Source organism: Allobosea sp. TAF32 (assembly GCF_052113585.1).
Taxonomy (GTDB): domain Bacteria; phylum Pseudomonadota; class Alphaproteobacteria; order Rhizobiales; family Beijerinckiaceae; genus Allobosea.
This window is the reverse complement of record NZ_JBFRDM010000004.1, coordinates 363409-381745: the sequence shown is the minus strand read 5'-3', so window position 1 is coordinate 381745 and position 18337 is coordinate 363409. Positions and strand designations below refer to the sequence as shown.

General features: G+C 61.2%; 18 protein-coding genes and 2 pseudogenes. 11 read left to right on the top strand and 9 right to left on the bottom strand.

Going from position 1 to position 18337, the window contains the following annotated elements:
- Window positions 1–258 precede the first annotated feature (258 nt).
- From AB4Z16_RS11790 to AB4Z16_RS11780, 3 genes are all read left to right on the top strand, one after another.
- On the top strand, window positions 259–552 hold the full coding sequence (locus tag AB4Z16_RS11790) for a hypothetical protein (protein ID WP_441511530.1): 294 nt from the start codon (window positions 259–261) through the stop codon (window positions 550–552).
- A gap of 25 nt (window positions 553–577) precedes the next feature.
- Window positions 578–1408: a universal stress protein gene (locus tag AB4Z16_RS11785; protein ID WP_441511529.1), complete on the top strand. Its 831-nt coding sequence runs from the start codon at window positions 578–580 to the stop codon at window positions 1406–1408.
- A 127-nt stretch (window positions 1409–1535) separates the two neighbouring features.
- The gene (locus AB4Z16_RS11780; protein WP_441511528.1) at window positions 1536–2183 is read left to right on the top strand and encodes a BON domain-containing protein; all 648 of its coding nucleotides are present in this window, start codon (window positions 1536–1538) and stop codon (window positions 2181–2183) included.
- Between the two features lie 1157 nt (window positions 2184–3340).
- On the opposite strand, the gene AB4Z16_RS11775 is transcribed toward AB4Z16_RS11780, so the two are convergent.
- Window positions 3341–3859 (bottom strand): GNAT family N-acetyltransferase, encoded by a 519-nt coding sequence (locus AB4Z16_RS11775; protein WP_441511527.1) that lies wholly within the window; start codon window positions 3857–3859, stop codon window positions 3341–3343.
- Here AB4Z16_RS11775 and AB4Z16_RS11770 point away from each other — a divergent pair.
- Together AB4Z16_RS11770 and AB4Z16_RS11765 are read left to right on the top strand one after the other, a co-directional pair.
- Window positions 3858–4064, top strand: coding sequence for a hypothetical protein (locus AB4Z16_RS11770; RefSeq protein WP_441511526.1), 207 nt, complete (start codon window positions 3858–3860; stop codon window positions 4062–4064). The genes AB4Z16_RS11775 and AB4Z16_RS11770 overlap by 2 nt on opposite strands.
- 85 nt (window positions 4065–4149) lie before the next feature.
- Window positions 4150–4403: pseudogene (locus AB4Z16_RS11765) on the top strand (phosphoketolase family protein); the annotation flags it as partial.
- A 163-nt stretch (window positions 4404–4566) separates the two neighbouring features.
- Here the strand turns inward: AB4Z16_RS11765 and AB4Z16_RS11760 are convergent.
- Window positions 4567–5310 (bottom strand): response regulator, encoded by a 744-nt coding sequence (locus AB4Z16_RS11760; RefSeq protein ID WP_441511525.1) that lies wholly within the window; start codon window positions 5308–5310, stop codon window positions 4567–4569.
- Between the two features lie 138 nt (window positions 5311–5448).
- Between AB4Z16_RS11760 and AB4Z16_RS11755 the strand changes: the two genes are divergently transcribed.
- A complete protein-coding gene (locus tag AB4Z16_RS11755) occupies window positions 5449–6201 on the top strand; it encodes a Crp/Fnr family transcriptional regulator (RefSeq protein WP_441511524.1) in 753 nt (250 codons plus the stop codon).
- 9 nt (window positions 6202–6210) lie between these two features.
- Window positions 6211–8115 carry a hybrid sensor histidine kinase/response regulator gene (locus AB4Z16_RS11750; protein WP_441511523.1) on the top strand — a complete coding sequence of 635 codons (1905 nt, stop codon included), beginning with the start codon at window positions 6211–6213 and terminating at the stop codon, window positions 8113–8115.
- Between the two features lie 46 nt (window positions 8116–8161).
- On the opposite strand, the gene AB4Z16_RS11745 is transcribed toward AB4Z16_RS11750, so the two are convergent.
- Both AB4Z16_RS11745 and AB4Z16_RS11740 read right to left on the bottom strand, forming a co-directional pair.
- Window positions 8162–9727: a bifunctional aminoglycoside phosphotransferase/ATP-binding protein gene (locus AB4Z16_RS11745; RefSeq protein WP_441511522.1), complete on the bottom strand. Its 1566-nt coding sequence runs from the start codon at window positions 9725–9727 to the stop codon at window positions 8162–8164.
- Between the two features lie 286 nt (window positions 9728–10013).
- Window positions 10014–10337 (bottom strand): annotated as a pseudogene (locus AB4Z16_RS11740) (MBL fold metallo-hydrolase); the annotation flags it as partial.
- A gap of 28 nt (window positions 10338–10365) precedes the next feature.
- On the opposite strand from AB4Z16_RS11740, the gene AB4Z16_RS11735 reads away from it, so the two are divergent.
- Window positions 10366–10602, top strand: a complete 237-nt coding sequence (locus AB4Z16_RS11735) for a ChaB family protein (RefSeq protein WP_441511521.1) — start codon at window positions 10366–10368, stop codon at window positions 10600–10602.
- Between the two features lie 536 nt (window positions 10603–11138).
- Window positions 11139–11708 carry a nitroreductase family protein gene (locus AB4Z16_RS11730; protein WP_441511520.1) on the top strand — a complete coding sequence of 190 codons (570 nt, stop codon included), beginning with the start codon at window positions 11139–11141 and terminating at the stop codon, window positions 11706–11708.
- Between the two features lie 40 nt (window positions 11709–11748).
- Here AB4Z16_RS11730 and AB4Z16_RS11725 read toward each other — a convergent pair whose 3' ends face one another.
- The 5 genes from AB4Z16_RS11725 to AB4Z16_RS11705 all read right to left on the bottom strand — a co-directional run bounded on the left by AB4Z16_RS11725 (window position 11749) and on the right by AB4Z16_RS11705 (window position 14966).
- Window positions 11749–12147, bottom strand: a complete 399-nt coding sequence (locus AB4Z16_RS11725) for a c-type cytochrome (RefSeq protein WP_441511519.1) — start codon at window positions 12145–12147, stop codon at window positions 11749–11751.
- A gap of 208 nt (window positions 12148–12355) precedes the next feature.
- Complete coding sequence (locus tag AB4Z16_RS11720; protein ID WP_441511518.1) at window positions 12356–12673, bottom strand: helix-turn-helix domain-containing protein; 318 nt, start codon at window positions 12671–12673, stop codon at window positions 12356–12358.
- Window positions 12674–13039: 366 nt separating this feature from the next.
- Window positions 13040–13774 (bottom strand): DUF1028 domain-containing protein, encoded by a 735-nt coding sequence (locus tag AB4Z16_RS11715; protein WP_441511517.1) that lies wholly within the window; start codon window positions 13772–13774, stop codon window positions 13040–13042.
- 23 nt (window positions 13775–13797) lie between these two features.
- Window positions 13798–14496, bottom strand: coding sequence for a DUF1028 domain-containing protein (locus AB4Z16_RS11710; protein ID WP_441511516.1), 699 nt, complete (start codon window positions 14494–14496; stop codon window positions 13798–13800).
- A complete protein-coding gene (locus AB4Z16_RS11705) occupies window positions 14493–14966 on the bottom strand; it encodes a hypothetical protein (RefSeq protein ID WP_441511515.1) in 474 nt (157 codons plus the stop codon). Before AB4Z16_RS11705 ends, AB4Z16_RS11710 begins: the two co-directional genes overlap by 4 nt.
- A gap of 323 nt (window positions 14967–15289) precedes the next feature.
- Between AB4Z16_RS11705 and AB4Z16_RS11700 the strand changes: the two genes are divergently transcribed.
- Together AB4Z16_RS11700 and AB4Z16_RS11695 are read left to right on the top strand one after the other, a co-directional pair.
- On the top strand, window positions 15290–16420 hold the full coding sequence (locus tag AB4Z16_RS11700) for an ABC transporter substrate-binding protein (RefSeq protein ID WP_441511514.1): 1131 nt from the start codon (window positions 15290–15292) through the stop codon (window positions 16418–16420).
- 42 nt (window positions 16421–16462) lie between these two features.
- On the top strand, window positions 16463–18337 hold the full coding sequence (locus tag AB4Z16_RS11695; RefSeq protein WP_441511513.1) for an ABC transporter permease: 1875 nt from the start codon (window positions 16463–16465) through the stop codon (window positions 18335–18337).

Sequence of the window (18337 nt, the reverse complement as noted above, 5' to 3'; positions counted from 1 at the left end):
GGATACAAGCCTCCCGCGCCAGAGGTCTTCATCCCCGCCATGACCGCGAGGGCGGCTGCGCAACCCGGACCAGCTACGCCGCCCGCGCTGGTGTCGAGACCAACCGTCCACTAACAATCACCTTGGACCAGCCGGCGGGGGCGGATCACCAGCTATCCCGACGGTCATCCGGGCTGCGGCTATGAGATTCATGCCCCACTCGACTCGACACTGCATCTCGACGCGAAAGCTTGGAGACGGAGCCGCGAAAAGTGCCGCGTGCGGCGCTTCTGGACCGGCGAATCCGACCGCTACGGCTGGCTGATGCACCGGGCCGACGGGTCAGGCGGCGCGACATGGAGCATCGCCGACGACGATACCAGCACGGCAGACGACGAACCTGGCTATAGGATTGAAGGGCACCGCTTTGGAGCGGGCGATCATATCTCAATCAGAGAAGCCGACGATGGGGAGCTACTGCCGTTTCGAGTTGCCTCCCTGAAACTGCAACCACCGCCTACGCGGATTGAGAAGCCATTCTGCGCCTCCGCGCTGCACCGCCGTTCGGCCTGACAGCCGCATTCGAAAGGCCCCTGCGATGGCTTCGACCATTCGAAATTTCGCAAGCATCATGGTTTGCGTTGGGCTGTCGAGCAGCGCTGAAAATCGTGTTGCGCTGGCCGCTTCGCTCGCGTCCCGTTTCGGCAGCCACCTGATCGGCATAGCCGCCGAAGAGGCAACGCTTCCTTATCTCGAAGATGGTCTAGCGGCGGCACGCTCGATCCTTATCGAGAACGCGCGCAACGCGGCCCTAGAAGACTTGGCGCAGGCAGAGGCAAATTTCAGACGCGGTGCCAGCCATCTTTCCGATATTGAATGGCGTAGCAATGTTCAAAGCCCGCTGGACTTCATCGCCAGCCAAGCACGAGCGGTCGATCTCATCATCGTCACAAGGTCATCTTCGGGCACTTCCCGCCGCCTCATGACGATCGATCCAGGCGATGCCGTGTTGGGACTGGGGCGGCCTGTACTCGTGGTCCCGCACGACAGCCGAGAAGTTCTGGCCCGTAGCATCATCGTCACCTGGAAGGATACGCGGGAAGCGCGGCGCGCCGTGCTTGATGCTCTGCCATTTCTCCAACGCGCTGAAACCGTGACTGTTCTTTCTGTTGGGGAGGAAACAAGTGTCAAGGACACAGAGGATGTCTGCACGCATCTGGCACGACATGGGGTCACCGCTCGGCATTTGATCCGTGCGTCGGGATCCGGCTCCTGCGCCGATGCCATCGTGGATGCTGCGTTGGAGGAGGGTAGCGACCTGATAGTATCGGGCGCTTACGGGCACTACCGCACGTTTGAATGGATTTTCGGAGGTGTTACGGGCGATCTTCTCAAAAATTCGCCCGTCCCCCTTTTTATGTCTCATTGAATTTGAAGCAAAATTACTCGACCAATACGGACGGTAAAGAGAAATATATTTGTAAATTGATAATAATCAAATTCAATTTGGTACGACACTTTAGAATACCAATCATATCGAAACGCAGGAGGTCGCCATGAGTGATCTATCACTTCGCGAAAGCGTGCTGAACGAGCTGGAATTCGAACCCAGCGTCAATGCGGCGCATATCGGCGTCGCCGCCGACCACGGCGTCGTCACTTTATCCGGGCATGTCGGCAGCTTCGCCGAGAAGTTGATGGCAGAGCGTGTCGTCCAACGGGTGAAAGGCGTCCGAGCCATCGCGCAGGAGATCGAAGTCCGCTGGCCGTCACATCAGAAGTCCAATGATGACGAAATCGCGCAGCGGGCGCTCAAGATCATCGAATGGGACACCACCATTCCCAACGGCAAGGTCCAGCTCAAGGTGCAGAAGGGCTGGGTCACCCTGACCGGCGAGGTTGCCTGGTACTTCCAAAGCAGCGCCGCAGAATCCGCCGTTCGGAAGCTGTCGGGCGTGATCGGGATCACCAACAACATCGTCATCAAGCCCGCCGTCCAAGCCGGTGACATCAAGCATCGGATCGAGGACGCGTTGAAACGCAACGCGGAACTCGAGGCGAACCAGATCCGCGTGCTCGTATCGGGCGGTCGTGTGACCCTCGAGGGAAAGGTGAGTGCCTGGCACGAACGCGTGCTCGCCGAGCGAGCCGCCTGGGCGGCCCCTGGCGTCAATATCGTCGTGGATCATCTCGCGGTCGCCTGAGGAGCCTCCCAAAAAGCGTCAGACCGGCTGAGATGGGCGTCTCGGTCGGTCCCTTTGAACAGTCTCGAAGGCTGATTGATGGCAAGGAGCGATCATGCCTGCGACCCGGCTGACGATAAGCGAAGTGCGAAGCGTTCGGCGAACGCACTCCGCTTCGATTCCGGCCTACCTGATGCGCGACGACGGGAGCGTTCTTCGGATTTGGCCCAGCGGAAAAATCGAGCGGATCGACACGCTGCGGGGCGGCTCTTTGCAGGAGAAACGAGATAGGAGGCCAGACCGCCACCCGAATCCGCCTGATTGCCGTCCGCGGACCTGGTGAGAGAGTTCCCTGCCAAGCAAGAGGGCCGTTCGGCCATGAGGGATCTCAAGAGATCCGGCTGAATTCGTGCCCTCGGCATTGCCCCGCTGCAATCCGCTTTGCTCGACATCAAAGGACAGTCACAGCCAAACACGTTGGGCAGCGTTCATCTGTCTCGGCTATAATGTTAACGTCATGCGACGCGTGAGGTCGATTATGAAAGGCAACCAGGATACAAAATCGGACTACGATCAATGCAACACACTTCTGTTGAGCGCGTATTTCTGTATCATGGGTCAATCCTCAATCGATAATCATCTTCGAAAATATATTGAAGACGCGCTGACGGAATTGCTTAAGACACAAAACCGAAAAGCACCGTCCAACATTATCCCATTTCAACGCAAGTATCGCAAAAGCAGATAGCAAGCCGCCCGATACCGGCGGCTCAAGCGACCTTGCCGGATAGCATCGTCTCGAGATGATTGAGCAGTGCGAATTGCGCTGCCAGGATCGCACCCGGTCGATCTCCAGAGATCGGTGGATTCGACCGCTGCCGCGCGGCATTCGCTCTCGACTTCGGTTCTGCAACGAAAGCGCTCCGTGTCCAGATCGCATTCGACGGCGAACGCTTCGACAACCTTCCCTCCCGTTGCCGAATTCGCCGGAGCGGAGCGAGGGGCTCCTCGGGGACGTCTCCTAGCCCATGAGCCCGGCGCGCACACCCTTCCGTTCCTCGACGACCTCCAATTGCTCACGCACCGTCAAAGGGATCCGGATGCTACCAAACGGCCCCCATCAGGTCGGCGGGTTGCTGCCTAATGCTGGGACTTTCGGCCACCGCCCCTGTCCAAGATTACTTGAATTTCTTTCTGAGCACGACAAGACGAACATCGTCGGGGCATTCATCAACCTCGAACCCCTGCTCGATCTCGATCTCGATTGCTTCGTGATTTTGTCGATCCTCGAGAGATTCGACGGCCTTCACGCCCTTATTTTCGGCGAACTTGCAAATGTGCCTTAGCAGCTCCCAGCCCACGCCTCTATGCTTATATTCGCGTCGGATCGAGATCGCGACCTCCCCTTTCTCCAAGTCGGCGTCGCAAGCGAGCATGCCGGCGGCGATGATCTTCTTCCCGTCATCGGTGAAGGCGATGAAGTTTTCGGTCTGCCTGTCCTCGAGCTTCGTCATGGCCGCCAAGCGATCATGTCCGACCTCCTTGACCGTGGTCAGAAAGCGAAAGCGCAGATCCTCGGGCGTCACGTGCCGGAAGAATTCGGCCAGTCCCGCTTCGTCATCGGGGCGGGCGGGCCTTACGAGAAACCGGAAACCCGCTCGCGTGTCGAGGTAGCGGCTCAAAACGTCGGTCATCATGAGATTTCCCTCCAATCGCTGGGCGATCGAGAATACGGAATTCGGCGGCTCGGCATTTCTGGCGGACCACGAACAGATCGACGCCACGATGATGGTCGATCAACCCTGCGCGGATCTGCCCTTTCGTACTCTCCGAGTGACGGATCCGCTTTGCTTAAAATCAAAGCGGATGGCGTTGGCGCAGTCGTATCGATTTCTCTTCTGAAGCCCCTTGATGGAGCACGGCAATGACCTCTCGGGACATCGATACCGTGACGCACTCAGCTCTGGGTTCCGGGGAGATCGCGTTGATGCAGGCGTGGTGGCGGGCCGCTAGCTATCTCTCGGTCGCGCAAATTTACCTGTCGGATAACCCACTGCTGCGCGAGCCTCTGGAGATCGAGCACATCAAGCCACGGTTGCTCGGCCATTGGGGCACGACCCCCGGCCTGAACTTTATCTAATTGCACCTAAATCGCATCATCAGCGCCCGAAATCTCGACATCCTCTTCCTTGCCGGGCGGGGCATGGCGCGCCGGGTGTGGTGGCGAGCACGCTGATCGAGCACGGGCGCTATATCCGCCAGCACGGTGTTGACATGCCGGAGGTGAGCGATTGGCAGTGGTCCCCGGCCCGGTGAAGGTCGCCGGGCGTCCGACCCGAGCTCGCATCCCCTTTGGAAATCTAAAGTGGCTTTCGCGAACTTCGCCCCGCGCCAGCTTGATAATTTACGTCGCGTCGACCGAACGCTGCCCGGTGAAGACGTATCCCACTCCGCGAACGGATTTGATCAGGACCGTCGGATTTTTGCCCAGCTCGATCTTCCTGCGCAGGCGCGAGATCTGCGCGTCGATCGCCCGGTCGAAAGCTTCGTAATTTCGGCCTTTCGTCAAATTCATCAACGTATCGCGAGAGAAAACGCGGCCGGGATGCTTGGCCATCACGAGGAGAATATTGAATTCCCCCGTCGTCAGCGCAACATCCGACCCCTCCGGGGTGACAAGACGGCGCTCCTGAGGATCGAGAATCCATCCATTGAATCGAATGACTTCTGCGCCTTCACCATCGACCGCTTGCACCGGAAGCGGATGGTGTCGGCGCAATACCGTGCGCAACCTCGCCAAGACTTCTCGCAGGTGGAACGGCTTTGCAATGTAGTCATCCGCCCCCATTTCCAGCCCGACGATCCTGTCCACGACGTCATCCCGCCCTGTCAGCATGATGATGGGTACATCCGACTTGCCGCGGATCTCTCGGGCGAGCATCAGTCCGTCCTCTCCGTTGCCGAGGATCAGGTCCAGCAGGACGATGTCGATCGCGTTGCGCTGTAGCGCGTCTCTCATTCCGCGTCCGTCGGCCACCGCACTGACATGGTATCCTTCCTCCTCGAAGTAGCGGATCAACATCTGGCGGATACGGGGATCGTCGTCCACGACCAGAACATGGGCGGCTCGGGTTGTCGGCTCGGCCATCGCGGGTTGCACCGATTGGACGACGGATCGGATGTTACAATCCGTAACAATTTTAGACGCACGCTAACACGCAGACCTTGGCGGCGCCATGCGTCGCCGCTTTCCTCCCGTCGCCAGATCGAAGCGGAGGATAGCGCTATGCTCATCGTGAATGCGGCGTCCAATTTTCCTTCCCCATTGCCCATCGTCACAAACAGCGAACCGAAACCCGGATTGTTAGGCCTCTTCAGCCAGCAGCCTCTCGAAACGTTCGGGCGTGGCCAGACCGTTTGCCGGGACGGCGATCCAGCGATGCACGTCTTCAAGATCGTGGCCGGACTCGTCCGCGTTTCCAAGATTCTCAGCGATGGCAGTCGCGTCATCACGGGCTTCTTCTATCCCGGCGAAATCTTCGGCCTTTCTCCGGCCGAACACTTTCTCGGTGACGCCGAGGCCGTCGGAGAGGTGAAACTCCGGCGTTTGAATCGGAATCGCTTTCAGCAGGCGGTCGACAGCTCCGAACAATTGCGCCCCCAATTCATCAACTGGCTGTGCCAGGAGATGGCGAGTGCGCAGGCAAGACTGGTGCTGCTGGCACGCAAGAAGGCCGAAGAGCGCGTGTGCGATCTCCTGGTCATGCTCGCGAGACGTGCAGGCAACGACGACGACCCGGCCACCGAGATCGAAATCCCGATCAGCCGCGTCGACATGGCAGACTATCTCGGCCTCACGATCGAAACAGTATCGAGAACGATGACGAATCTGATCAAGCGGGGGGTCATTCAGTCCATCGCGCGCTATCGGTTTACGATTCGCAAGCCGGCACTCTTGAGGAGCCTTGCCGATGGCGGAGACGAACACGATAATCTACACCGCAAACCTCCCCGCCAACAGACCACGCGAACGCATTGACGGGTGACCATGACGGTAGCGCGCGGGCCAAGGGCCATCAGTCAGCGGAGCCTGGATCAGGTTCTCGATGACGCCAATATCCTGGTCTATGAGTTCGACGGTACGATAATTCGTTGGAGCGGTGGCTGCGACGATCTCTACGGTTGGACCAGCCGGGAGGCACTCGGTCGGAATGTCCGCCAGCTCCTGAGGACGGAATTTCCGCAGCCCCTCGATGAAATCCTCGCGGAATTGCGCCGGGACGGAACCTGGAAGGGAGAGCTGACCCAGCGCCACAGGGACGGACGCTCGATATCCGTGGTCAGCCGATGGGTGATCGTAACCGGGCAGTCCCCCGGCGACCTGATCGTCCTTGCAACCAATATCGACATCAGCGACCTGAAAAACGCGCAGACCGCCCTTGCCTCTCGCCAGTCGCACCTGCTCTCCATCCTCGAAACAGTGCCGGAAGCCATGGTGGTGATCGACGAAGCCGGTATCGTGATGTCCTTCAGCAAGGCCGCGGAGAGGCTGTTCGGGTACATGGCCGACGAAGTCTGCGGGCAAAACGTCAAGGTCCTCATGCCCGATCCCGATCGGAGGCGGCATGACGGATACATCAATCGCTACCTCACGACCGGCGAACGGCGAATCATCGGGTTTGGGCGCGTAGTCTCCGGCCAACGCAAGGACGGAACGACATTTCCAATGGAACTCGCAGTTGGGGAAGCCGAAGCCAGCGGCAAGCGCATTTTTACCGGCTTCGTCCGCGATCTGACCAGCCGACACCGGATGGAGGAGGAATTGCGGCAATCTCAGAAGATGGAGGCCATCGGTCAGCTCACCGGCGGGATCGCACACGACTTCAACAACCTGCTGACGGTGATCAGCGGGAACCTGGAGATGATCGAACGACGTCTCGAAGACGGCCGGTTGCGAGAACTGCTACGCGAGGCACAGGGAGCGGCCGATGACGGAGCCAAACTCACGGGCCAACTTCTCGCCTTCGGCCGGCGGCAAGCCCTCAATGCAAAACTCACGGATATAGAGCAGCTCGTGTCGACGTTCGCCGAGCTGCTGCGGAGAACTCTTGGCGAAACCATCGAATTGCAGACCGTCGCCACCGGCCATTCTCTGACGGCGCTCGTCGACACGACCCAGTTGCAGAATGCATTGCTGAACCTTGCTCTCAATGCCCGGGACGCGATGCCGCGCGGCGGACGCCTCAAGGTTGAGACCGCGCGAATTCACCTCGATCCCGACTATGTCCGGATGTACCCGCAGGTTCGGCTGGGCGACTACGTTCTTATCAGCGTCTCCGATACCGGAGTCGGGATGACCGAAGAGGTCAAGCAACGCGCATTCGACCCCTTCTTCACCACGAAAGGTGTGGGCGCCGGGACGGGGCTCGGACTCAGCATGGTCTACGGCTTCGCACGTCAATCCGGCGGCCACATCCAACTGTACAGCGAACTCAACGAGGGAACGACCGTCCGATTGTTTCTTCCCGCCGCCAATCCGGAACGCGTTGCCGATACGAGCAACATCGATCCGGTTCCTGCCGTTAAGCCGCGCGCGGACGAATGTATCCTCGTGGTCGAGGACGATGCCCGCGTACGAAAGGTCGTCATCGCGCGCCTCGAAGAGGAAGGATATCGCGTCATCCAGGCAGCCGACGGCAAGGGAGCGCTGTCGCTGATTGCCGAGCACCCAGAAATCCGACTGCTTTTCACCGACATTATCATGCCCGGAGGCATGTTCGGCGATGAACTTGCCAGGGAAGCTCGCCTTCTTCGCCCGGGCCTGAAGGTCCTCTTCACCTCCGGCTATGCCGAACCCAGCCTCGCCGGACGCGAGCTCGCGGAAGGAAGCTGGCTCAAGAAACCATATACTGCGCGGGAGCTGGCCACGCGCCTGCGCATGCTGCTCGACTGAAGTTCCACGCAAGCACGACGGCAAGCCTATGCCTACACCGCGCGTGTCACTGGTCGCGCATAGATTGGACTGGCCAAACCGCCGCGGCTCCAGCGTGTAACCCGATCGCTGCAAAAGCGGCCGTGGCGACGATGCCGATGTTCTCCTGTGCCGCGATTCTCGTCCATTCCGTCGCTGCCCCATGCCGGGAAATCTGATCGATTACGACGCTGGGCGTGGCATCGGATGGATCACCACGGCGCGCCGAGACGCGCTCCAAAAGCATCTCTCGCGATGCCTGGAGCCAAAGCCCGCAAAAAGGCACCCCGGCACGTCGAGCCACCTCCCCGATCCGCTCGCGATCGATCCGGTGGTCGAACACGGCGTCGGCGATGGCGGCATGACCCTGCATCAACGCCATATCCGCTGTCTGCATCATAGCCGAGTAGCTTCGAACGGAGACATCCGCACTATAGGCATCCGTCGGTAGTCGGGTCTCTACCGGAACGCCATACAGCTTTTTTCGAATGCGATCCGTCGCGGCTATGCGGGCGCCTGGAGGCGGCCCCAGCATTGGCGCGAGCCTCGCTGCAAGCGTTGACTTCCCCGAACCTGAATAGCCGCCCACGGCGGCCAGCAGAGGAGTTCCGGCTCGTAGCAGGCGGCGGCAAAGGTCGAGATAGCCTCTCGCCTCGCTCAACCGGTCGGACTCCGGTCTCCCACTGTTGACCGCAACGACATGAGCGCGGACCGCCGCTCTAACCGCCATGAAGAATGGCAGCAGTCGGATTCCAAGTTCGTCGTCAAAGGCGTCGAGATAGCGATTGAAAAGGACGTTCGCGAGCGCTTCAAGCTTGCGGTGCCAGAGGTCCATGAGAACGAACGCGAGATCATAGAGAACATCCACGGTCGCCAGGTCCTCATCGAACTCGAGGCAATCGAAGAGCAACGGTTTGCCCTCGGACAGACAGATGTTGCGCAGATGCAGGTCGCCATGCCCGCGCCGGACCTTTCCCTCGCGAGCCCTCTGGTCCAGCAAGCCCGCATGACGCGCGAGCGCTTCCCGACAGCCCGTCACGACGGGTTCGATTTGGCTGCGCGAGAGAATATCCGCATCGGCGAAAGCTCGCTCATTGACAGCAAGTACGCGCTCCATCCGCTTGGCCCCCTCGCCATCCGACGAGACGGGCGCTGCTCGATGGAATCGAGCGATCGCGCCCGCGAGCTCAGAGATGTCGGACGTGATCAAACGGTCCCGTTGCGCCATTCGATCGAAGAGGAAGGTGTCAATTAAGCGTTCCATTTCCAGAACGGCGTCGACCAGCTCTCCGAGGCCGTTCAACGCGAGCTCGCCGTTTCGTTCGCGCGTAATGCGATGGACCGCGCGATAGAGACCCGGAGCCGTCCGACGGTTCAGCATCAGTTCTTGCTCGCACATCGCCAACCGCCGTTCCGGCGTCGATAGATCCACGTAGGCGAGCTTGACCGCGCGTTTCAGCTTGAGGGCGCGGGATCCTATCAGCAAGACGACCGAAATGTGGGTGGAGATCAGTTCCATCCACTCCGCTCCACCGCCGAAAGTGTCGCATGAACCGAGGAAGCAGATCGTTTCATTCTGGCTGGTCATCTGCATGACGAGTCTCCGGACGAAGAACCACTATCGTGCCGCCCAGAGAAATCTCCTTGATACTCGTCAAGCAGGCCTCTTCGCATCTCCGAAACGTAGGCGGAACCAGCCCATCGCAATCGCGTCGCTTTAGGAACTGGGCTTCCTCCTTGACGATGATCAAGGACTGCCGACGGGCTGCGTCTGCGGACCTTCATCAGTCTCATTCGCGAAGTTATGTCCCGCTAAGACAATCCCGCCGATCGGCTGCCATAGAGCGGCCAAAGCTCACTCGGACATGAGAGCCTTCCGTACCGAGCGTCCCCTGCGCTTGGAAGCCGACGAACAGGATCGTCGCGGTACCGCGCCACAGCCATTCCTTCAAATGATGCCGTATGCGTCCCGCATCGCACATGCCGCTTGCTGCGATCACGATATGAAAGCCGCGGAAGCGGTCGATGGCCTTGCTTTGCTCGACGGATTCCGTGAACCGGACTTGGCGATCCTGCAAGGCCTCGAGCAAGGCGTCACCGTTGGCCATGTCGCCCGCGTGTTTCTCGAAGACCCCGCTCGCCTTGGTCGCAAGCGGTGAATCGACGAATATCGGCGCCGTCGGGATGCTGCCTGTCTTCATCAGCGCAGCGTCGCAGTCGGAGGACTTCTCCATGCCCTATGCCGCTAACATGGACCTGCCGCCAACGGTGCGCGGTCATCTGCCCGAGCATGCTCAGGATATCTACCGCGCAACCTTCAACCATGCCTTTGCTTCCCATGCTGCCGATGCCGAACGCGAGGAAATCGCCCACCGCATCGCCTGGGCCGCGGTCAAGCGCTCCTACGCGAAAGATGGCGATCATTGGGTTCTCCTCGGTGACCACGCCGTCTCGGCGAAACGACCATAGTCGACGGATTTCTTGGGAGATCGTTTCGGAAATTGCGGCGCTCTCGGGCGTGATATTCGATGAACGCGTGAGGTACTCGCCCGCATCGCCGCCGAAAATGTTCCCGGCGTGACAGCCATCAAGGGTCAGCTTGCCTGGATCTGGTTCCATAGAGCGCAATCACGATTCAGCCAGGCAGGGGCGCCATGAATCAACCGGCGAGGGCAAGCCGCGAACTCCATGTCCAGCGGGCCTTGCTCCCTGCCCGGCTCCCGAACGTCAGGTCTCATGTCCGGTTCGACGAGCCTGGAAGCATGCTCGTGCCGAGCAATGGCCAGCGCTCGCTTCGGCCCGGTCCTCGATGCGCTTAAGGTCGCGATATTGAAGCGACTGCCGATCGATCAGCACACGCCTCAGCTTGCCCGCGGCTGAATGCCCGAACTCGAAGATAAGGCGGTCCGGACTCGGCGCAACGAACTCAAGATCGATGGCTTATTGATCCGGATCAAGGTTAGCGCCCCAACTTGCTCAATTCTGGCGGCAGGGAGGAGAACGCCATGGAATTCTTCGAAGCCCTAAATGGTCGACGGGCGACCCGCGCATTTTCCCCCCAGCCGGTATCCAGGCCGGTCATCGAGCGCCAGATCGATGCGGCGATCCAAGCTCCAAGCGCGATCAATGAGCAGCCTTGTGATTTCGCGATCATCCAGGAGTACGAGCGACTGGACCGGATTGCAGGAGCAGCGAAGGAACTGATGAGCAACGTTGCTGAACGCGCTCCGCCACGATCAATTCACGCTCACATGCACGATCCCAATTTCAACATTCTCTATCACGCGCCGGCCTTGATCGTTGTCTCGGCGCGAACTGGAGAATGGGCGGTCGAAGATGGAACGCTTGCTGCGGAGAACCTCATGCTGGCCGCTCATGCATTCGGACTCGGCTCATGCTGGAGCGGTCTCGCGCAGCGCTGGCTTGAAACGGAAGATGGCAGGCGCGCCATCGAGCTCCCGGCTGGGTTCATGCCGATCGCTCCAATCATCATAGGCTACCCGTCGGAGAAAGCCGCAGCCGTTCCGAGAACACCCGCTCGCACTCGATGGATCGGAAGCAAGATTGAGATTTGAAATATCTCAATGGATTGAAACCAATCCACTCTCTATGGGCTCACTGTTGTATGCTTTTAAGATAATCGACGATTGATTTAATATTTGCGGATTCCGATGTTTCCGCATTACCATTGGACAAATCGCGTCCCCAAACCGGCATCTCATAATTGCCATGAGCGCGAAGCGACTTCCGACCATCTATAACGTTCACAAGAAAACGTTCAGGAAACACACCACCGTTATTCCGCGTTAGCCTCCGCAGGTCGGAAGGCTTGGTTCTCAGGGCGGGAGCGACCACGCCATCGCCGGCGCCGCCTCGCCCATGGCAGCTCGCGCATCTGCTGTCGTATTCTGCCTTCCCTGCTTCATCCGCGTCGGCTTGAAGAGGAAAATGAGCTCCCGATACGAACAGGACGAAGAACGCGAACCCCGCGAGTTTGATCGCTTTCTGTGCCATGACGCGGTCCCAACCTTGCCTTCGTGCCGGCTGACGAGGGACGGGCTATCTCCCGCAAGCCATGCGGACATGAGAAGCAATATGACGCACGGAAATGCCCGCTCGGCCTTGACGAAGGTCAAAAACCGCGAACTTTCGGAGGCAAGGAGCGTCGCCGGGCGTCACCGGCAAAGGCAAAAGTGTAGGCGCAATCAACGGATCGAAGGCATCATGGTTTGCCGGCTCCGGCATTCAGGACGCCGCAAGCCCCCCCCACCTCTGCGAAGCGAACTCCTTCGGCTTCCAACACCCCAAGAATGGCGTTACGAACGCGGACCTGCTGGCGCCGAACATCACCTTCCATCTCCGCAAGCGTCTGCCGACGGATGCCCGCCCTCCCGGCAAGCTCGGCCTGCTCCCAACCGAGGAGTCCGCGAGCTGCAATTACCAACCGGCCGGCAACCATATCGCGAGTTATAATCCGAACATTTTGTTCGAAATCGGCATGGAGTTCTTGCGGCCTCGAGGGCGCGTGATCATCCGGCATCACGCCCTCCTACGCCGCAACCATTTCAACCGTCCGCGATGGATTTCGCGGAATCGTGAAGCCGGCGCAGATGGGGTGGGCGGCCGCTGACATGCTGATCTCCCGCATCGAGGGCTCGCCGATCGATGCGACGATCAAGAATGTAGATTATGCTGTTATACAGAGAGGCAGCGCCTGAGCGAGCTGGGCTGCCGCAATTTAGCCGGCCCCGGCACTACGCCCGACGGCCGCTGGTATTTTGGCTGCCGCCGTCGTGTTTGTGGGCGCGAATTCTGCCTCTTCAACTGCGCGCGACGCACATCGCGTCCCGCACCGCGAAGGCCCGGTTTCGGACGAGGAGCTAGAGTCCGCCTCTGGCGCGTACCGCTATCGCCCCGTCGCCGACAGCCTTTCCCGCTCCGCTGAAGGCATGGCCAGATAAGCGCTGTAGGAGACCTCAGGATTGTCGAGCCAATGCTCGGCATAGTACGGCACCAATGGTTCATAGGCGTCGAAGACGCGCCTCAAGTCGCGGATCGCATCGCCGCCCTCCTCCGGAAGCGGATTGGCCATGTCGATGCGAAGATCGATCAGGGGCCTGTCCACGCCCGGTGCGCAAGCGATGATGCCGGATGATTTGTGACCGATCAGCTCGCCGCCCGCCGCCCCGCCTGCCTCGATCGCCGTCACGAGCCGCTCGAAGAATGGCATGCCGCCGCTCGCCACGAAGCAGTCGAAGATCGCATCGACAACCCTCGGCCCGACCAGCCCGTTACCCATGGCGACGAAGCCGTCGCCGACACGATGCCCGGTCCAGTCCGAACCCTTCGAGGGACTGTGCGCGGCAGCGCGACCCTCCGCAGTAACGATGCCGATCTGGCGGTAATCGTAGAAGCGATCCTTCTGGCGGATGGCGCTGAGGATGTCCTCGGGACTCCAGCCCCGGGCGGCAAGGTCGAGCCCCGTCAGCCCGTGGCGCCAGTCGGAGTGGCATTGGGAAGAGATCGCGGCCACGCCGCCGCGCACATGCGGGCAGCGCGAGGCGACGCCGAGCGGACTGGTGGCGAGACAAACACCGAGGTGCTCGGTCTCCGGACAACGGGCGACGATGGTGAAGGTCATGAAAGGACGTCCCGGGTTCGATGTCAGAAGGGTCGTGGCGCTACGGAACGCGCTGCATAGATGTCGACCAGCGGCAGATACTCTTCATAGAGCCGCCTGAGATCGGCGAGTCCGCTGCCGCCCTCGTCGATCGGGCGGCCGGGCAGGTCGGCCCGAAGATCGATTTGGCTTTCGGCGCCTGGCGAGCGCACCAGCAGCGAGGCTGAGTTGACAGGAAAGGCGTCGCCAAGGAGAGCCTTGGCCTCCTCCAGCGCGCAGAGCAGCCGGTTCGCCATCGGCGAACCGGCGCTTCCGGCATGTCCTGCCAAGGCCGCGTCGAACGCTGCCTCTCCGCGCGAAAGGCCGTTGCCCAATATGAGCAGGTCGCCGCCGATGCGATGGCCGGCCCAGTTCGTGGCCCGCGCGCCCGTATGGGCGCCGATCTGGCCATCGGCGGTGAGGATGCCGATCTGGCGGTAGTCGAGCCAGCGATCGTGTTGGCGCAGTGCTTCCAGCACCTCCGCCGCTGTAAGCCCGCAGCGCACGAGGTCGAGCGCGAGCGGGCCGACCTTGAGATTGGTGAACCCCTGGCTTGCCACGGCAGCGCGCCCCGTCTCGACATGCGGGCATCGCGCACCGATCGCGATCGAACTGGACGCCAACGCAATGCCGAGGGTGCCGTCCGCCGGATCCCGCGCGAGCACGCTCAGCATCGTGCCCTTGTGCGTGTGGTCGATATTCATGCCGCGCGGCCCGGCTGGCGCATGCGCGCCTCGTCGACGAAGCTCTCGATCGCACTCTCCGCGAGGCGGCGGATCAACGTCTCGAGCCGGGCTTGCGCTGCCGCATCGCCGAGATCGGGCAGCGCTATCGTCAAAGCGCGATGCGAGGCCGCGTAGATCTCCGTCGCCCGCTCGGGATGCGCCTCGACATAGGCCTCGAGGAAGATGCGCTCCTCTTCGGCGGTCAGCTCCGCGAGCTTGAGGATGGCATGAACCTGTCCCGCGGGGATGGCGAGGTCGTAGGCCGGGCTGGTGATCTGGGTGACGAAGCTGCGTGTGTGCCCGAGCGACTCGGCGATGGCCTGTCGCGCGCCCGAACCGCGGCGCTTCAGGAAGGTCTGCAGCAGCAGCTTATAGCGGCGCACCGGCATCAGCTCGTCGAACAGCTCGAACTCGCGGGCGGTGGAGCTGGCGATCTTCTTCGGCTTCATCATACTCCAACCAAACGCGATTCCGATGCGTCGGGCAAGTGAAATGTTTAGCAGATCGCCTGCTCAACCAAACGCCTCATAGACCAAAACGCCGCATCGAGAACGAGCAATTATGCCCATTTCAGCGTCATTTTGATCGAAAGAATCCGTTTGCCGTACATTTGTACATTTCAATAAATGCCAGCAATTATAAATAGATAATTCCATCATTCTCGCCCTGGCGAGCGCCTGAGCAGGTTCTGTCGCATTTTTCCCCTTGCCGGCCGATAAGTTTAGTCAATAAACTTTTTGACGGTGATCACACCAACCCTGGGAGGGGTCATATGAAGGGAACAGCGTTTTTGATGGGCGCGGCTATTGCGGTCGCGTTCGGCAGTCAGGGGCTCGCTCCGGCGAAAGCCGCCGAGCCAATCGTCATTGGTTTGTTTGGCCCGATGTCGGGCGAGCGTTCCGCCCTCGGTACGCGTTTCAAGGAAGCAGCCTCGATGTTCGCCGACGAGGTGAATGCAACGGGCGGCATCGGCGGACGGCAGATCGAGATCCGCGTCGAGGATACGCGCGGCGCCCCGCGGGAAGCGGCGACCATCGCCCAGAAATTCGGGCAGGATCCTGCGGTGCTTGCAGTGGTCGGGGGGCAGACCTCAACGGAATCGATGGCGGCCGGGCCAATTCTCGCCGAGGCCAAGCTGGCTCAGGTGGCGCCCACCGCAAGCCACCCCGACTATGTCAAGATAAGCCCCTATCAGTTCCGCACCACGCCGACGCAAGCCTCCATGGTGCAGCCGCATGTGGACATGCTGATCAAGAAGCTCCGCATGAAGAAGATCGCGATCGTCTATTTCAAAGACGATTGGGGCATGGTCACCAACACGCTGGTTGCCAAACGCCTCAAAGAACTCGGCGCCGAGGCCGTGCTGTCCGAGGCGATGATCCCCGAGACGCGAGACTTCCGCCCGCTCATCACCAAGATCAAAGCTGCCGCGCCCGATGGAATCTTTCTCGTGAGCCACTATGCGGAATCGGCGTTGTTCATGCAGCAGCTGCGTCAGGCCGACCCGACCCTGAAGGTCGCCGGCACCGATACGCTGAACGACCCCAAATTCATCGAATTGGCCGGCGATGCGGCAGAAGGGGTCGTGATGCCGACGCAATTTCTCGCCGATGCTCCGGAGGCGATCAAATTCTCGAAAGCCTATGAGGCCAAGTTCGCCAAAGAACCGAATTACTACTCCGCCTTCACCTGGGACGCGATGTTGATCGTCACCAGCGCGATGAAGCAGCTCGTCGCCGACGGCAAGCCGCTGACCCGCCAGGCCATCCGGGACCAGATTGCCTCCTCGGCGCCGATCCAGGGCGTCAGCGGCAGCCTGAAATACGAAGGCTCCGGCGATCTCGGCGAGCGCGAGATTAACTACATCGTGGTCAAGGGCAAAGGTTACCGCCCCTACAACTGACCGCCCTCGAACGCTGCCGGCCTCAAAGGGGAGCCCGCAATCATGGTCGAATTCCTCAGCCAGATCCTGAACGGACTGGTAATAGGGAACGTCTACGCGCTCGTCGCCATCGGCTTCTCGCTGATCTTCGGCGTCACCAATCTGATCAACTTCGCCCAGGGCTCTCTTCTGATGCTCGGCGCGCTCTTCGCCTATACCGGCGTGCGGCTGGGTCTGCCGCTCCCGCTGGCGGCGCTCGCCTCGGTCGCGGTTACCACCGCGGTCGGTATGCTGATCGAGCGGGTCGCGCTGCGCCCGCTTGAGAACGCACCCTGGATCGCGCCGCTTTTGTCCACGCTCGCGATCACCTTCATACTGGATCAGGCGGCCGAGATCATCTGGACGCCGGAAGCGCATGCCTTCCCGAACCCGCTTTCCGGCTACAGCGTCACCATCGGTGCGGCCTATGTTACGGGCATGGACGCCGCCATCCTGGCGATCTCTCTCGCCTCCATGGCCTCGCTCTATTTCTTCCTGACGCGCAGCTGGGCAGGGCGCGCCTTGCGGGCGATGTCGCAGGACATGGACGCCGTCAGGCAGATGGGCGTGAACACCGACCGTCTGCGCCTGCTCGCCTTCGGCCTCGGCTCGGCGCTCGCCGCCATCGCCGGTGTCATGGTCGCGATGTACTACCAGACGGTCTATCCCCAGATGGGTGTGCCCTTCGGCCTCAAGGGCTTCACCGCCGCCCTGCTGGGCGGGCTGGCCAGCATTCCCGGCGCGGTCGCCGGCGGCCTGCTTCTCGGCGTACTCGAGGCGCTCGCTGTCGGCTATGTCGGCGAAGGCTTTCGCGACATGGTCGCCTTCGGCATCCTGCTGGTCATCCTCACCTTTAGGCCCCAGGGCCTGTTCGGCGACAAGCGTCTCGATGCGCTCGGCGGCTCGCGCGGCGCCTCAGGCGTCATGCCGTCGACGAGCATCCTCATCGGCCAGGGCGGCCAGCCGCTGCCACAGGTACGGCTGCTCGCACTGCCTTATCCGCTGCTGGCCGTGGCTGTGGCGGCCTGCGCCGCCCTGCCCTTATTGCCGGTCTCTCCCTACGTCATGCAGGTGGCGCTCCAGGTCGCGATCTTCGCCTTGCTCGCTGCGGGGCTGACGATGCTGTCGGGCGCCTCAGGGATCATGTTCCTTGGCTTCTCCGGCTTCTTCGGCGTCGGTGCCTATGTCGCCGCGCTGACAGCCAAGCAGGGCGCGCCGGCCGATCTCGCCTTGTTCGCGGCGGCGCTGCTCTGTGCCGCGCTGGCCGGGCTGATTGGTCTCCTCTGCTCCGGCTTGACGGGCCATGTCGTCGGCCTCGCGACGCTTGCCATCGGCGTGCTGATCTGGCTCGTCCTGCTGAACTGGACCGATGTCACCGGCGGACCGAACGGCGTGTTCGGCGTCCCGCGTCCTTCGCTGTCCTTCCTCAGGGACGTACCGATGACGTCGGTCTCGGCGCAGTATTGGCTGGCGCTGGCGCTGCTGGTCCTGGTCGTGCTCGGGGTCGGGCGGCTGCTTGCCTCTCCGGTCGGGTTGAGCTGGCGCGCCATCCGCGAGGACCGCGTCGCCGCCCATGCTGCCGGCCTTCCGGTGCGGCGCTATCTCGTCACCGCCTTCGTCCTCGCCGGTGTCTGCGCCGGTCTCGCAGGCGGACTCTTCGCCTTCCTGCAGCGCTTCATCAGCCCCGACAGCTTCCGCCTCGATACCTCCTTTCTGATGGTCGCGATCATCGTCCTCGGCGGCCTCGGAAACCTCACAGGCGCTCTGCTGGGCGCGATCGCCCTGATCGTGCTGCCCGAGGCGCTACGCGAGGCGGCGGAGTTCCGGATGATCCTGTTCGGTGCTGTCCTTTATCTCACGCTGCGGTTCCGGCCGCAGGGCATCGCAGGAGTCCGCTGA

Excerpts from the sequence above, each read along its gene's own strand:
- AB4Z16_RS11785 (WP_441511529.1), top strand. The coding sequence starts at position 578 with ATGGCTTCGACCATTCGAAATTTCGCAAGCATCATGGTTTGCGTTGGG.
- AB4Z16_RS11780 (WP_441511528.1), top strand. The coding sequence starts at position 1,536 with ATGAGTGATCTATCACTTCGCGAAAGCGTGCTGAACGAGCTGGAATTC.
- AB4Z16_RS11770 (WP_441511526.1), top strand. The coding sequence starts at position 3,858 with ATGAGATTTCCCTCCAATCGCTGGGCGATCGAGAATACGGAATTCGGC.
- AB4Z16_RS11775 (WP_441511527.1), bottom strand. The coding sequence starts at position 3,859 with ATGATGACCGACGTTTTGAGCCGCTACCTCGACACGCGAGCGGGTTTC.
- AB4Z16_RS11760 (WP_441511525.1), bottom strand. The coding sequence starts at position 5,310 with ATGGCCGAGCCGACAACCCGAGCCGCCCATGTTCTGGTCGTGGACGAC.
- AB4Z16_RS11755 (WP_441511524.1), top strand. The coding sequence starts at position 5,449 with ATGCTCATCGTGAATGCGGCGTCCAATTTTCCTTCCCCATTGCCCATC.
- AB4Z16_RS11750 (WP_441511523.1), top strand. The coding sequence starts at position 6,211 with ATGACGGTAGCGCGCGGGCCAAGGGCCATCAGTCAGCGGAGCCTGGAT.
- AB4Z16_RS11745 (WP_441511522.1), bottom strand. The coding sequence starts at position 9,727 with ATGCAGATGACCAGCCAGAATGAAACGATCTGCTTCCTCGGTTCATGC.
- AB4Z16_RS11735 (WP_441511521.1), top strand. The coding sequence starts at position 10,366 with ATGCCCTATGCCGCTAACATGGACCTGCCGCCAACGGTGCGCGGTCAT.
- AB4Z16_RS11730 (WP_441511520.1), top strand. The coding sequence starts at position 11,139 with ATGGAATTCTTCGAAGCCCTAAATGGTCGACGGGCGACCCGCGCATTT.
- AB4Z16_RS11725 (WP_441511519.1), bottom strand. The coding sequence starts at position 12,147 with ATGGCACAGAAAGCGATCAAACTCGCGGGGTTCGCGTTCTTCGTCCTG.
- AB4Z16_RS11720 (WP_441511518.1), bottom strand. The coding sequence starts at position 12,673 with ATGCCGGATGATCACGCGCCCTCGAGGCCGCAAGAACTCCATGCCGAT.
- AB4Z16_RS11715 (WP_441511517.1), bottom strand. The coding sequence starts at position 13,774 with ATGACCTTCACCATCGTCGCCCGTTGTCCGGAGACCGAGCACCTCGGT.
- AB4Z16_RS11710 (WP_441511516.1), bottom strand. The coding sequence starts at position 14,496 with ATGAATATCGACCACACGCACAAGGGCACGATGCTGAGCGTGCTCGCG.
- AB4Z16_RS11705 (WP_441511515.1), bottom strand. The coding sequence starts at position 14,966 with ATGAAGCCGAAGAAGATCGCCAGCTCCACCGCCCGCGAGTTCGAGCTG.
- AB4Z16_RS11700 (WP_441511514.1), top strand. The coding sequence starts at position 15,290 with ATGAAGGGAACAGCGTTTTTGATGGGCGCGGCTATTGCGGTCGCGTTC.
- AB4Z16_RS11695 (WP_441511513.1), top strand. The coding sequence starts at position 16,463 with ATGGTCGAATTCCTCAGCCAGATCCTGAACGGACTGGTAATAGGGAAC.